Here is a 13,335-nt window from a genome sequence, read left to right as displayed (position 1 = left end):
TCTTCAATCATTGTCAGAAAGCCCGGACCCTGCACCCAGCAGGCGGGATTCCTCGGTTGCGGGGGCATAAGTGCGGTGGGCATAGCGGTTCAGAATGTCCCAATCCTGTGGGTCAGGATAGGCGCGCGTCTGTTGTTCACGCAGTGTAGTCGGCGTGCCGCCTCGGGAAACCACGACTTTGTTGGCCGCTTCGGGCAAATCGTCCGGGGCCATGAGCCAATCTTTACCTACAACACTCTGCACAGTGTCGATCTCAATCGTCAGCGCCTCATTCAAAGTGCGTGCAGCGTGGCAAGCAAATGGCAGCATCAGAGCGGGCGCTGTGACACTCCGCATTTCGATTGGACCTGTCTTCAGTAGGTGGGCGGCATCAGACAACAAAGGCCCTACAGATAGTGGGCACAACGCACCTTCACCTTGCAAGAGGCGATCAATCTGCTCGGGCCGATGCGCCGCCGGGTCTGAAGCCATCCCTTGCTCCAACAGCTGGGCCAAAGCCCCTGCCCCATCCAGCCCCTGCGCACACAGCCAGCGGGTCGCCTTCGACGCCTCTTCAGCTTGCCCCCAGGAATAGCCCGCGCCACGGGTGGCCCGTTTGGCGGTTGCTTCCATCTCGTTGAGCGAAAAATTCATGTTGGTTCCTGCGGGTAAACCCAAAGATCCGCGTTTTCAGAAGTCAGTTCTCCCGGGTAAGGCGCACCGGAATACATACAGATACGCACCCACCGATCCGAACGGGGGTCAAAATGGGTTGCCCCAAAGAATGACAGCTTTGCCCGCAGCATGTCGATGGGCAGCACCTTTGACCCAATCGTGTTGTCCCGGATTTCACCATAGGGCGCGGATGGGGTCATTTGAACGCGTCGGATCGTGTGGCGATGTTCCGGGTGGCGCAACAGAAATTCGGCCACGGGCTTGGTGTTTTCCCACCCGCCCAGCGCGTCATAGGCGGATGCCGCATCGCGCGCCGGGGCAAGAGGTTGCTCGTAGTCTGCGATCGGTTCATCAAACCGTTCCCCCATGCGGGGTTCCAGCTTTTCTTCAGAAACATACCACGCCCGCGCGCAATTCTCGCGGACGTCCCAGTCCAGATGCAAAGCCCAGGCATATGTTTCCCGGATAAGATAACGGACTGCCCCGATAGGCATGGTTCCATCAATCACAAACGCCTGCGAGCGGATGTCTGCCATGCACGAGGCTAGCCCGTCCACCAAATCGCCATAAGGCTCCAGGATCAGCGACGCCAGCAACTCCTGACCTTCCTCGCTCAACACGGTTTCTGACCAGTCCACCAGTCGATTCCACGGTCGATCTGCGGTCAAATTATCTTGGCTCAGATACTCGGAGATCAACAACAGGTCAGCCTTCAACGCCTCGAGCTTTTTGACCTGTATCGGATGATCAGACCGCCACCACGAGACCGACAGCCGGCTGCGGTCGAAAACATCGCGGAACCGCGCGATCTCGGCCTCGCTGGCCACTTCCACAGACCGAACCCGCGCTATCGCCTCTTCCCGTACCATGATCCAGTTGTTGAACAGAACAGGGTGGTTGACGATGAACGGTGCCATGCCAAGCCCGGTGGAGTTGCCAATCCCCAGCCAGCGGGCAATCTCTGGGTCCAAAGTTGCGGCCTGATCGCCGCCTCGGACATTCGCCATATGCTGCACCAGATCCCGCACAAATGCCCGAGTCAAAAAGACCGAGAGCATTTCAACCTGGAACGGGGCCTGTGTCTCAGACCGGTCGGCAACTTTTTCCCGATCCGCCGCGCCAAATTTACCCGAGCCATACACGGCAGTTGTCCGCATCAGGTATCCGACCTGATAAATCTGCTCCACATCCGGCTGCTGGCCTGCGGCCAAAGACTCCACAACGTGGTCCCAAAGGCGAACCGAGCGATTGGCACGAGACAAGGACAGCTCACTCTCGCTTACCCGTCCGGCCTCTTGCAGGGGGACATTTTGAGAAAGGCGTTCGATGTCGGCCTCGGTCGGGATGCCGTCGAACAAAGCAAAGGTGGCATCCCACGCTTCGGCAATCACCCGATCTGACCGTTGTTCCGGCGGCAAGTCATGAGCAAAGGCCACAAGTGAATACGCCCGGTCCGGCCCTTGAGCAGTATAAACCGCCCGACCAACCCCATTGGCGTCAATGTTGAAGACAGGCCGTGTGAACGACCAGTCTTCCCGCGCCATCCGGCGGGTCAACTGCCGCATGAAACTCAGGCGACACTGGTGCAACGACCCCAAGCGCGACAGCCGCATAACGGTGGTGGGGTCTCGTCTTTCGATCTGTGTCTGCGCCTGAGTGTCCATTCAACTACCCCTGAGCCCCGAAATTCTCGGCAAAGAACCTGTACCAGTTTTCACCCATGATACTGGCCACTTCTTCATCGTTCAGACCGGTCGCACGCAACCCGGCTTCGATGTTTCCAAAGTCCCGATTGTCCTGAAACCAGGACGGCATCGGGGGGAACCCGGGGTTGCTGGCCGACCCCTCACCATAATCGATCTGCTTCGACCAGCGGCCAACCCGCATCCATTCAACAACGCTGTCGGGCTGATCCTGACAAAGATCCGTACCGATCCCGAGATGTTCCGCTCCGTATTTCTCAGCCGTCCGCGCGATCATCTCGCAGAAGCTTTCAAGAGTGCAGTCCGACTTGTCCTTCAAGTGATGAGGATAGACCGAAAATCCCAACATCCCACCGTTTTCAGTCACCGCACGTATCACTTCGTCGCGTTTGTTGCGCAGGGCCGGGGCCCAATCAAACGGGTTTGCGTGGGTGATCGCAATCGGACGCTCGGACAGTTCTGCCGCCTCGATCGTGGACCGGTCGGCTGAATGGCTCATGTCAACGACAAGCCCGACCCGGTTCATTTCCTTGATCACCTGACGCCCCATGCGGGTGATCCCGGTGTCTTCGGCTTCGTAGCAACCCGTCGCCAACAGCGATTGGTTGTTGTAGGTCAGCTGCATGAATCGCGCGCCCAGTGTATGCACGATTTCGACCAAGCCGATGTCATCTTCTATGGGCGACGGGTTCTGAAACCCGAAGAACACTGCCGTGCGCCCGGTTTCCCGCGCTTTGTCAATGTCGCTGGCCCATTGACCTTTCATGATCAGGTCCGGGTATTGTTCGAACCAGCGGTTCCACTTTTCAAAATTCAGAACGGTTTCGCGGAAGTTTTCATGATAGGCGATGGTGACGTGGATCGCGTCTACGCCCCCTTCGCGCAATTGCCGAAAGATCTTTTCGGACCAGTTGGCGTATTGCAGCCCATCGATCCGCATCAGATCGGCTTTCCGGCACTGATATATGCGGTTTTGACCGTCGTGTAGAACTCGGCCGCAGCCTTGCCCTGTTCACGTGGACCATAAGAGCTGTCACCGCGCCCGCCGAAAGGCACGTGATAATCTGTGCCCGCTGTTGGCAGGTTCACGGTCACAACCCCTGTGCGTGCATTGCGCCGGAAATGTGTTGCTCGGGCCAGATTTTGCGTGACGATGCCCGAAGTCAGTCCGAAATTGGTGTTGTTGACCGTGGTCAGAGCCTCATCATAGCTGTCGACTTTGATGACCGAGGTCAGCGGCGCGAACATCTCTTCCCGGTTGATGCGCATGTCGTTGGTGGTGTTCAGGAACACGCCGGGGCTCATGTAATACCCATCATGCGGCATGTCCAAACGCTGTCCACCGCAAGCCAGTTCAGCCCCTTCGGATTTGCCCAGATCGACATAGGCCAGGTTCTCGGCCAGTTGCTGGGCGCTGACGACAGGGCCCATCTGAGTCCCCTCTTCCAGCGCGTGCCCGACTTTCATCGCCTGTGCTCCGGACACCAGTTTTTCAACAAACGCGTCATGTACGGCGGCATGAACCACCAGTCGCGACGACGCCGTACATTTCTGACCGGTTCCCCCAAACGCACCGCCCAACGCCAGCGAAACGGCAAGGTCTAGGTCAGCGTCGTCCATCACGGCCAGCGCATTTTTCGAACCCATCTCCATTTGTACCTTGGTCAGGTTCTGGATGGCCGCCGTCGCGATCCCCTTGCCCACCGGAACCGACCCCGTGAACGAGATGGCATTCACCTTGGGACTTTCCACCAGCCGTTGTCCGATGGACCGCCCCGAGCCCATGACAAGGCTGAACAGACCCTTGGGAATATCCTGACGGTTGATGATCTCGGTCAGGGCCACGGCAGAGGCAGGCGTGATGTTAGCGGGTTTCCAGACCACTGCGTTGCCGTAACACAGCGCCGGAGCGATCTTCCACGAGGCTGTCGCGGTCGGGAAGTTCCACGGGCTGATGACGGCCACAACGCCAACCGCCTCGCGGCGCACGTCTATCTCGATGTCAGGACGCACGGAATCGGCGTTCTCGCCGATCTGACGCAGGCATTCAGCTGCGTAATAGGTAAAGAACTGCCCGGCGCGATAGACCTCGCCCTTCCCTTCTACAAAGGGTTTGCCTTCTTCGCGGCTGAGCAAGGTGCCAAGCTCTTCGGCGCGCGCCATCAGCTCATTACCGATGTTCATCAATACGGCCTGCTTGCGTTCGAGCCCGTAAGCGGCCCATTCGGCTTGTGCGACGCGCGCCTGATCCAGTGTCGCCTCAAGCTGATCCGCACTGGCTTGTGCGAAATGGCCGATCAGGTCGCTCAGGTCCGACGGATTGCGGTTTTCGATTTCACTTTCACCGGCAAGCCATTCGCCAGCGATGAGGTTCAGGTTGGTCACGACGGGCCTCAAGTTCCAGAAAGTTTGCCCGAGAATGGACTTTTGGAGGCATATCAGTCAAATTCAAATAAATTTACCAAACTTCAGGAAAACTGAAATTTGACAATCAAGATTGAAATGCTGCGTTGCTTTTGCGTTGTCGCGCAAACGGGTAACTTGTCCGAGGCTGCCGACCGGCTGGGACGTACCCAATCCGCTGTCTCGATGACCCTCAAGCAATTTGAAGATCACCTGGGGAAAAAGCTGTTTGTCGGCGAACGTAAAAACCACCTGTCCGCTTTGGGTGAGCAGGTGTTTGAGTTATCCCTCAAACAAGTTCGCCAGTTTGATGAGACAGTCCAATCCATCGAAGCTGCTGCCCACGCTGCCAATGGGTTGATCCGAATAGCGTCCGTTCCCTCGGTCGCCGCGTTGATTTTCCCTTCCGTACTTGAACACATGACACAATGCTTTCCCGGAGTGAAAGTTGAACTTCGGGATGCAGATACGCGACAGGTTCTGGATGCACTTGCAGAAGGTAAAGCCGACATTGGAATTGCGTCTGGCTTTCATCCAGTCAAGGGCGTCAATGCGTATCCCTTTTTCGAAGATCAATTCGGTCTGGTCTGCTCAGCTGACCATCCGCTGAACAAAATGGCCGATCCGCCGACCGTGGATGAGGTGGTAACACCCACATTTGTTCGAAATGCCCTGTGTGATCTTATTGAAGCACAGGAATATGTTGAAGCGCTGGAAGGGACCAACGTTACGATTCACAACACCCAGTCACTGATAGCAATGGTGGCAACTGGAAAGTGGATCACCATTCTTCCCCAAACAGTCGCGCGTATTATCCCCAAAAGCATGGCCTTTCGCACATTGTCCGATCTACCCGACAGGCGACAGGTCTATCTGTATGCAAAGGAAAAGCCCCGCTTCAAAGCATTGGCGGACGCGTGTAGCACGTTTATTCTCTCCAGCAACCTATCCTGAAGGCTGCAAATTTTCACCTCAGTGCCAACCCTTAGCCGTTCTGACCCGCTTCTTGCACAATCCAATCCCGAAAAGCTTTTAGCTGCGGCCGTTCAATTGCATCGGATGGGTAGACCAGATGGTAGGATCTTGAAGGTGCAAAATCATTGTCGAACGGTCGGATCAACTGCCCGGATTGTATTTCAACTTCGATCAGAGGAAGCAAGCCAAGGGATACACCCTGACCCGACAACACCGCTCTGAGAAGGACACTGGAATCGTCGATAGTCACACCGGGAAGGTGGTCGCCGGTTTCCACCTCGTGTGCATCGAACCATTCCAGCCAGTCGACTTGATCCTTCCAGTGCAACAGAGGTAAGCGCAGCAGATCCGCAGGCTTCAAAGGGCGCGCACTCTCGGCGATCAGAGTTGGGCTGATGACGGGCGACGTTGGAAATTGCAGCAGCGGTTCCGATGTCAGTCCCGGCCAATCTCCGTCCCCCCATGCCAACATCATGTCGGTCTGACCATCCGAAAACTCCACCCCGCCTGGGGAATACTGAAGATGCAGGCCAGTTTCGGGGAAACGTTGCCAAAAGCTGAACAGGCGGCGGGACAACCATTGCGACCCGATCAGCGCGCCGACGCCGACCGTTATTGACGATCTATTCGCAGTCTGGCGCGCGTCCTGCACAGCCCGGTCAAGCCGCGCAAACACCGCTTCACAAGCTTCGGAAAACTGCCGCCCGGCGTTGTTTAGAACAACTGACTGCGCGTGGCGCTCGAACAAGGTGCAGCCCAGATGAGCCTCGAGCGATTTGATCTGCGAACTCACGGCTGTGGGCGTCACGCCCAGCTCTGTCGCTGCGCGTTTGAAGTTTCTATACCGTGCGGCAATCCAAAAGACACGGACCGCCCCGAGCGGTGGAACATCAAAAGCGCTTTGCGTCATGAGGTCAATCTGAAGTTACCCTAGATGTAAAGATTCTATATCTGTGCAAAGGGGTCAGTGCAATGCAGGCTAATGCTGAACAACATCCCCGCGATGCGGCGCCACTTGGGCAAGCCAGCCAGGAGAGACCTCAGATGCCACGAGATTTGCCTTTGCAGGCCAAATATTACACTCAGCCGGACTGGTTCGAAGTTGATAAGGAAAAAATCTTCTTCCGAAGCTGGCAATGCGTGTGTCATGTGTCCGAAATCGCTGAGCCGGGCGATTTCAAGACGTTTACCATTGTGGATGAGGACATCTTTGTCATTCGCGCGCAGGATGGTGGTATCAATGCGTATTACAATATCTGTCGCCACCGGGGTCACCCATTGGTCGAAGGGTCAGGCAAGGGCAAGAGGGTGTTGGTCTGCCCGTATCACGCGTGGACGTATGAAATTAACGGCCGACTGCGCCGCGCACCCGGCTCGGTCGAAAGTGACGGCCTAAGCTGCGACCAAATCAATCTGCGTAAAATCCGGGTCGAAGAGTTTTGCGGGTTTATCTTTGTCAATCTGGACGAAAACGCCGAACCCATGGGCCCCGATCTAGAAGAATACCGCCAGAACCTGCTGAGCTTTCACCCCGACCCCAGCCAGCTGAAATTCGTTTGCGAAACCGAGATTGCACACGACAGCAACTGGAAGCTTTCGGTGGAAAACTACAACGAATGTTACCATTGCCCGACCGTGCATGCGAGCTCTTTGACCCATGGCGTGCTTGAGATGGACGGGTACACAACAGTCCCGCACGGCAAGACAATCTGGCATGATGGCAAGGCACAGACGAAGAACGAAAAGCAGTATGACTACGATCTGAACGCCAGCCCACGCGCAGATGATTATGGTGCTTATTGGATCTTTCCCAATGTATCGATGTGCTGTTACCCCGGAGGGTACTTTACGATCCGTCAATTTTTACCTTTAGCCTGGAACAAGACGATCTATCGTTACCGGTGGTTCTCGAGCGGCGATATCGCGGACGAGGATGTGATTGCATTGATGCACAAGCACAAGGAAACAACCGGGGCCGAAGACGAAGTGGTTGTGTCGAAGATCCAGAAAGGCATGCAAAGCCGCGCATTCGAGCCAGGGCCCTATGTTATCGGTGACGGCTGCGGCGCGATGAGTGAGGTCGGGCTGCGCCATTTCCACAATTTGTACCGCGAAGCGTTGGGAGAGGCGTGATGAGTGACGTGATCCGTCAGGACTTGGCCGCGCTTTACCGCCTTGCTCATTATTACGGCTGGACCGACCTGACATCGACCCATATCTCGGCGCGTCTGCCAGAAGACCCTGACCATTACCTGTTGAACTCACATGATTTGATGTTCGACGAAATCACAGCGTCGAACCTGACCCGCATGTCGTTCGACGGGCGGGCCGTGGATGACGGGCCGAACAGCGGTAAGATCGTCAATCTGGCCGGGCACATCATCCACTCTGGCATTCTGTCGGCCCGGCCTGATGTGAATTACGTGATCCACAGCCACACGCGCGCTGGCGTTGCCGTTTCGGCCATGCCCAATGGGTTGTTGGCTTTGTCCCAACACGCGGGATTTGTCCTGGGTACGCTGTCGAGCCATCCTTATCAGGACTCCACAGCGGTTGAGGACGAAGGTGCCCTATTGGCGCGCGACCTTGGCAACAACTTTGCCATGTTGTTACAGAACCACGGGCTATTGGTGGTCGGGCGCACGGCGGCAGAAGCCTTTATTTATCACTACTACCTTGAGATGGCCTGCAAAATTCAGGTCGATATTCTGAGTGCGACGGACAAGCCCATCACGATCACAGCCGATGCGATGGATGCCTTGCACGACTGGGGCGCACCGCAAAACGGACCACATGGGGGCGTCCAGTGGCCAGCACTGATGCGTATGCTGGATCGAAGCGTGCCGGAGTTCCGGTCATGAGGGACAACGACCTGATCCTGGCCCAACGCGATGGTGCCTGTCTGACTGTCACGATCAACAGACCAGCGAAGGCTAACTCACTGACACCCCCGATGCTGGTGCGTCTGCGTGACATTTTCCTTCAAGCCGCCAATGATACAGAGCTGCGGGCCGTGATCATTACTGGCGCGGGCGGGCGCGTTTTCTGCGCTGGTGCGGATCTCAACACACTTTCTACTGACGTGAACGGTCCAGACCCCTGGGACGAAATGGCCCAAGCGCTCAGAGCCATCCCGGTACTGACCTTGGCTGCCATTAACGGGCCTTGCATCGGCGGGGGTATGACACTGGCCCTTGCGTGCGATATCCGGGTTTGCGTACCCCAAGCACGGTTTTCTTACCCGGTGCTCAAGAACAATGTTTTGCCCGGTCAATACGATGTAAACAGGCTGCAAGCCCTGATTGGCCCGGGTCGGAGCGCAGCGATCCTTTTGGGGGGCGACGCCGTCAGCGCAGAAGATGCAGCCATGTGGGGTCTGGTCGACCGAATGGTGACGCAAGAGGTTTTGTCAGACACCTGCCAAGCGTTGTGTGCCCCTGCCATCGCCTCTACCGACGGGCATCTGAAAACCCTGAAATCCATGCTCGGAAGGAGTTCTTGATGAAAGGTATCCGAATTGTCGACATGACATCCGTCTTGTCCGGGCCGTTCTGCACGTGGTTGATGGCCAGTCTGGGTGCCGACGTCATCAAAGTGGAAAACCCGGCCGGCGACCTTGCACGCACAACTCCGCCGTTCGAGAATGACATCAGCCTCTACTTTGCATCCCTGAACCGCAACAAGCGCTCGGTCGTTCTGGACCTGAAAACTGAACAGGGCAAGGAAGCCCTGCACAAACTGCTGGCCACGGCAGATGTGTTTGTCGAGAACATGCGGCCCGGTGTGCGCGACCGGTTGGGATGCAGCGACGCCGATCTGAAACGGATCAACCCACGCCTGATTTCCGCCTCGATCAGCGGGTTTGGGCAAACCGGAAGCCTTTCGCACCGCCCGGCCTATGACATCGTTGTCCAGGCAATGAGCGGTATGATGAGCATAAACGGAGAGTTGGACGGAGACCCCACCCGCGTCGGCTTTTCGATAGGCGACATCTCGGCCGCCCTGTTCACCACCATCGGCATTCTACAACGTCTGTACGAGCGCGACGCAAAAGGGATTCAAGATACCAGCCATCTGGATGTGTCTATGCTGGCCTGTCAGTGGGTTTGTCTGGAAAACGCGTTTGCCCGCTATCTCAATGCCGGAATCGTTCCAAAACCCATCGGCTCACGCCACCCGTCCATGACCCCTTTTGAGCCCTATCCGACAGCGGACCGGGATATCGTCATAGGTCTGGGCAGCGACAAGGACTGGCCCCGGTTCTGCGAGGCCATTGGGTATCTTGACCTGCTGGACGACCCGCGTTTTCAGGGGGATGAGGCCCGGCTGGCCAATCGCGATGCCTTGGATCAGGTCTTGGGCGCACACCTGAGACAGCACACGGCATCTCATTGGATACAGATTTTGATCGACAACAGCATTCCATGCTCGGTGGTCGAGAACATCCAAACCATTGCAGTCAATCCTATCGCAGAAGAATACGCCGCCTTTTCCACCGTAAGCGCTGAGGGGAAAGATATGCGTTTTGCGCGCAACCCCATTGCTGATCGCGGCCTTCAGGAAAGCCCGGCACCCAGCCTTGGACAGCATACGAACGAGGTTCTGTCAGAACTGGGGTATGACGATGCTGCCATCGCGGCTTTGACGCGCTGAACTCAAAACCCTCCGACGAAGACAGGACCATTCGAATGCCCGTGTTTCAAACGCCAGACGGCACAACGCTGTACTACGAGGTGACCGGGACAGGCGACCCGATCGTTTTTGTTCACGAATTCGGAGGCGACTATCGCAGCTGGTATCGGCAGATATCAGAACTGTCGCGGTCTTTTTGCTGCATCACATATTCGGCGCGCGGGTTTCTTCCGTCTGAAATCCCTTCGGACCGTTCCCAGTATGGGCAAGAGCAATCGACCGGCGATCTCTTGGCTCTGCTCGATCATCTGGACATGGAAGCCGCGCATCTTGTGGGAACGTCAATGGGCAGCTTCACCAGTCTGGATTTTTCGCTGAACCATCCCGATCGCGTACTGAGCGTGACGCTGGTTGGCAACAGCTCGGGCCCCCGGGACGCGGACGAGCGGGAAAACTATCGGAAAACCTGGGTCGGGCACGAAATCCAACTGCGCAAAGACCGGGGCGGCGATGGAGCCGTTGCTGTGCTGGAGGATGACCCCGCCTACCAAAGCTTTCAGAAAGAAGACCCCGAAGGGTGGTCAACATATGCTGCAAACCTGCGCGATCAGTCCTCCGAAGGGGCGGTGCATGTGCTGTCCACGTTGCATTGGAACCGGCGTTCGTTGTTTGACGACGTTGCTCGGCTGGAAGCTTTCGACAAGCCCGTCATGCTCGTGACTGGGGATGACGACTATTATCTGGTCGGCGAAACAAACTCTTTTTTGAACGACATCCTTCCCGATGTCAGATGGCATCGCTTTCCAGCAACCGGTCATTTGGTCAACATCGAACGGGCCGAGGCATTCAACAGCCAACTGGCCGGGTTTGTTGGGAAACAGGAATAGAGGACCTCAACCCCTCTGGGGTTCCAACGTACAATCTAAGCCCATATCGACTATGTGGGCTTGGGTCATCTGGGTGGCAATTGTGTTGAGATATGAGAAACGGCCAGTACACAAAAGCACCGGCAAACTCGGCCATTCATTCGTTGAGAGCGCTCAGAGCTACCCTCGTTGAAACTGCGGTCAGCGGCAGTGGGATAACCTTGACCGAATTGACGTTTTGAACGACCGTCCGATGTGACACGTTGCAGGAAGGGGTGCCCCATGAGCAATCAACCCAACGAGGCAGACAAAACACTTCACCGCGATGGATCGAACATTCTGATCATCATCTCTGACGAGCATCGCAGGGACGCGATGGGATGCATGGGGCACCCAATCGTCAAGACGCCAAACCTGGACGCTTTGGCTGCACGAGGTACGCTTTTCACCAATGCCTACACGCCATCGCCCATGTGTGTGCCAACCCGCGCGGCAATCGCAACCGGTGATCACGTTCACAAAACCCGACATTGGGACAGCGCCTCGCCCTATGATGGACGGATCCGAAGCTGGATGCGTCACTTACGCGATCAGGGGGTTCAAACTGTGTCCATCGGCAAGCTTCACTTTCGGTCGACCGAGGACGACAACGGTTTTTCCGAAGAAATCTTGCCAATGCACGTCGTGGGCGGGGTCGGATGGCCCATCGGCCTGCTTCGCGAAACCCCTCAACCTTATGACGCGGCAGTCGAATTGGCCGCCGACGTGGGCGTTGGGAATAGCACTTATACTGACTACGACCGAGACATCACCAAAGCCGCCGAAGCGTGGCTGCACAAACAAACAGGCTCGGATCAACCTTGGGCCGCGTTCGTGTCACTGGTTAGCCCTCATTATCCGCTCACGTGCCCGGAGGCGTATTTTGCCATGTATGATCCCGCACAGATCGACCTGCCGGTTGGTTACGAGGATCATTTCCGGCCTGAGCACACCGAGCTGCGCAATGTCGCCGAGTTTTTCAATTACGAGAAGTACTTTGATGAGCAAAAAATGCGTGAAGCGAAAGCCGCCTACTATGGCCTGACCAGTTTCATGGATGATTGCGTCGGCCGCATCCTGAGCGCTCTGGAGAAAAGCGGTCAGGCAGACGACACGGTGGTCATTTATGTTTCGGACCATGGGGACATGATGGGTGATCAAGGGTTTTGGACCAAACAGGTGATGTACGAACAATCCGCCGGTGTGCCCATGATCCTGGCGGGGCCCGGTGTTCCTGAAAAGCGCAAGGTAGCCACGGGGGCTTCATTGGTGGATCTAGCCGCGACTGCGGTAGACGTCACTGGTGTTTTTCATGACGAAAGAAGTCGCGCTTTGCCAGGTATTTCTCTGCGCGAACTGGCCCGTAGTGAAGACAACCCGGACCGCACAATCCTGAGCGAATACCACGATGGCGGATCCACCACGGGGACGTTCATGATACGGTGGCAAAATTGGAAATACGTTCACTATGTCGGCCATGAACCGCAGCTTTTCGATCTTGCAAAAGATCCCAACGAGCTGCGGGATCTTGTTGCCTTGCGCGCGGATGACCCGCAGACATTGGCTGCACTAGCAGAAGGCGAATATCGTTTGCGAAAGATCTGCGACCCCGAGACCGTTAACGCTTTGTGCTTCGCGGACCAGAAGGCGCGCATAGCCGAACTGGGCGGAGTGGAAGCCTGCTTGACAGCCTATTGCTTCAATCACACGCCCACGCCGGCCGAGCAGGACAAGATGCGTGAAGCGAGCGCTTTGTAAGATTGGCTTTTGGAGAATTCGCAACTGAATCGGACCGCCGCTGAACCCAAGAAAAAGAATATGCGATGGTCAAACGCGCTAAAGAACCACCAAGGGAAAACAGTTATTTAAGCTGTGGATAGACAAACTTTCGGAGCGCTAAAGACAATTCGGATTGACCGAGCTTTCCCGATTTTGGTTGCGGGGAGAGGATTTGAACCTCTGGCCTTCAGGTTATGAGCCTGACGAGGTGAAGACGTTAAGCAATTGATCCGGGGGATCAATTGTAGTCTGAACGGGCTGCTGTGGATTTTCCGACCTGGTTG

Annotated in this window: 12 protein-coding genes; 7 read left to right on the top strand and 5 right to left on the bottom strand. The window is 56.3% G+C overall.

Annotated features, from left to right (window positions below; genetic code table 11):
- Positions 1 to 3: 3 nt before the first annotated feature.
- Genes ACR0EV_RS21135 through ACR0EV_RS21120 form a run of 4 tightly spaced genes read right to left on the bottom strand, consistent with a single transcriptional unit; the run spans position 4 to position 4,742 of the window.
- Positions 4 to 633 (bottom strand): DUF3726 domain-containing protein, encoded by a 630-nt coding sequence (locus ACR0EV_RS21135; protein ID WP_480801905.1) that lies wholly within the window; start codon positions 631 to 633, stop codon positions 4 to 6.
- Entirely contained in the window at positions 630 to 2,318 is a 1,689-nt protein-coding gene (locus ACR0EV_RS21130) for a hypothetical protein (RefSeq protein ID WP_480801904.1), read from the bottom strand. Before ACR0EV_RS21130 ends, ACR0EV_RS21135 begins: the two co-directional genes overlap by 4 nt.
- 4 nt (positions 2,319 to 2,322) lie before the next feature.
- Positions 2,323 to 3,297: a membrane dipeptidase gene (locus tag ACR0EV_RS21125; protein ID WP_480801903.1), complete on the bottom strand. Its 975-nt coding sequence runs from the start codon at positions 3,295 to 3,297 to the stop codon at positions 2,323 to 2,325.
- Positions 3,297 to 4,742, bottom strand: coding sequence for an aldehyde dehydrogenase family protein (locus ACR0EV_RS21120; protein WP_480801902.1), 1,446 nt, complete (start codon positions 4,740 to 4,742; stop codon positions 3,297 to 3,299). Before ACR0EV_RS21120 ends, ACR0EV_RS21125 begins: the two co-directional genes overlap by 1 nt.
- A gap of 99 nt (positions 4,743 to 4,841) precedes the next feature.
- Here ACR0EV_RS21120 and ACR0EV_RS21115 point away from each other — a divergent pair, with 99 nt between their 5' ends.
- Entirely contained in the window at positions 4,842 to 5,714 is an 873-nt protein-coding gene (locus tag ACR0EV_RS21115) for a LysR family transcriptional regulator (RefSeq protein WP_480801901.1), read from the top strand.
- A 31-nt stretch (positions 5,715 to 5,745) separates the two neighbouring features.
- On the opposite strand, the gene ACR0EV_RS21110 is transcribed toward ACR0EV_RS21115, so the two are convergent.
- Positions 5,746 to 6,645, bottom strand: a complete 900-nt coding sequence (locus tag ACR0EV_RS21110) for a LysR substrate-binding domain-containing protein (RefSeq protein ID WP_480801900.1) — start codon at positions 6,643 to 6,645, stop codon at positions 5,746 to 5,748.
- A gap of 134 nt (positions 6,646 to 6,779) precedes the next feature.
- Here ACR0EV_RS21110 and ACR0EV_RS21105 point away from each other — a divergent pair, with 134 nt between their 5' ends.
- The 6 genes from ACR0EV_RS21105 (at position 6,780) to ACR0EV_RS21080 (ending at position 13,030) form a co-directional block, all read left to right on the top strand.
- A complete protein-coding gene (locus tag ACR0EV_RS21105) occupies positions 6,780 to 7,868 on the top strand; it encodes an aromatic ring-hydroxylating oxygenase subunit alpha (RefSeq protein ID WP_480801899.1) in 1,089 nt (362 codons plus the stop codon).
- Positions 7,868 to 8,596, top strand: a complete 729-nt coding sequence (locus tag ACR0EV_RS21100; RefSeq protein ID WP_480801898.1) for a class II aldolase/adducin family protein — start codon at positions 7,868 to 7,870, stop codon at positions 8,594 to 8,596. The genes ACR0EV_RS21105 and ACR0EV_RS21100 overlap by 1 nt, the downstream gene beginning before the upstream one ends.
- Positions 8,593 to 9,237, top strand: a complete 645-nt coding sequence (locus ACR0EV_RS21095) for an enoyl-CoA hydratase/isomerase family protein (RefSeq protein ID WP_480801897.1) — start codon at positions 8,593 to 8,595, stop codon at positions 9,235 to 9,237. Before ACR0EV_RS21100 ends, ACR0EV_RS21095 begins: the two co-directional genes overlap by 4 nt.
- Positions 9,237 to 10,388, top strand: coding sequence for a CaiB/BaiF CoA transferase family protein (locus ACR0EV_RS21090; protein ID WP_480801896.1), 1,152 nt, complete (start codon positions 9,237 to 9,239; stop codon positions 10,386 to 10,388). Before ACR0EV_RS21095 ends, ACR0EV_RS21090 begins: the two co-directional genes overlap by 1 nt.
- A gap of 35 nt (positions 10,389 to 10,423) precedes the next feature.
- Positions 10,424 to 11,254, top strand: coding sequence for an alpha/beta fold hydrolase (locus ACR0EV_RS21085; RefSeq protein WP_480801895.1), 831 nt, complete (start codon positions 10,424 to 10,426; stop codon positions 11,252 to 11,254).
- Positions 11,255 to 11,515: 261 nt separating this feature from the next.
- The gene (locus ACR0EV_RS21080) at positions 11,516 to 13,030 is read left to right on the top strand and encodes a sulfatase family protein (protein ID WP_480801894.1); all 1,515 of its coding nucleotides are present in this window, start codon (positions 11,516 to 11,518) and stop codon (positions 13,028 to 13,030) included.
- Positions 13,031 to 13,335: the final 305 nt, after the last annotated feature.

This window comes from Ruegeria sp. CF8, from assembly GCF_056537285.1.
The sequence above is the reverse complement of the archived record's forward strand: the minus strand, read 5'-3'. Positions and strand labels throughout refer to the sequence as shown.

What these genes read in the sequence shown, in the direction of transcription:
- ACR0EV_RS21105 (WP_480801899.1), top strand. Translation starts at nt 6,780, where the DNA reads ATGCCACGAGATTTGCCTTTGCAGGCCAAATATTACACTCAGCCGGAC.
- ACR0EV_RS21135 (WP_480801905.1), bottom strand. Translation starts at nt 633, where the DNA reads ATGAATTTTTCGCTCAACGAGATGGAAGCAACCGCCAAACGGGCCACC.
- ACR0EV_RS21085 (WP_480801895.1), top strand. Translation starts at nt 10,424, where the DNA reads ATGCCCGTGTTTCAAACGCCAGACGGCACAACGCTGTACTACGAGGTG.
- ACR0EV_RS21080 (WP_480801894.1), top strand. Translation starts at nt 11,516, where the DNA reads ATGAGCAATCAACCCAACGAGGCAGACAAAACACTTCACCGCGATGGA.
- ACR0EV_RS21090 (WP_480801896.1), top strand. Translation starts at nt 9,237, where the DNA reads ATGAAAGGTATCCGAATTGTCGACATGACATCCGTCTTGTCCGGGCCG.
- ACR0EV_RS21125 (WP_480801903.1), bottom strand. Translation starts at nt 3,297, where the DNA reads ATGCGGATCGATGGGCTGCAATACGCCAACTGGTCCGAAAAGATCTTT.
- ACR0EV_RS21130 (WP_480801904.1), bottom strand. Translation starts at nt 2,318, where the DNA reads ATGGACACTCAGGCGCAGACACAGATCGAAAGACGAGACCCCACCACC.
- ACR0EV_RS21095 (WP_480801897.1), top strand. Translation starts at nt 8,593, where the DNA reads ATGAGGGACAACGACCTGATCCTGGCCCAACGCGATGGTGCCTGTCTG.
- ACR0EV_RS21110 (WP_480801900.1), bottom strand. Translation starts at nt 6,645, where the DNA reads ATGACGCAAAGCGCTTTTGATGTTCCACCGCTCGGGGCGGTCCGTGTC.
- ACR0EV_RS21100 (WP_480801898.1), top strand. Translation starts at nt 7,868, where the DNA reads ATGAGTGACGTGATCCGTCAGGACTTGGCCGCGCTTTACCGCCTTGCT.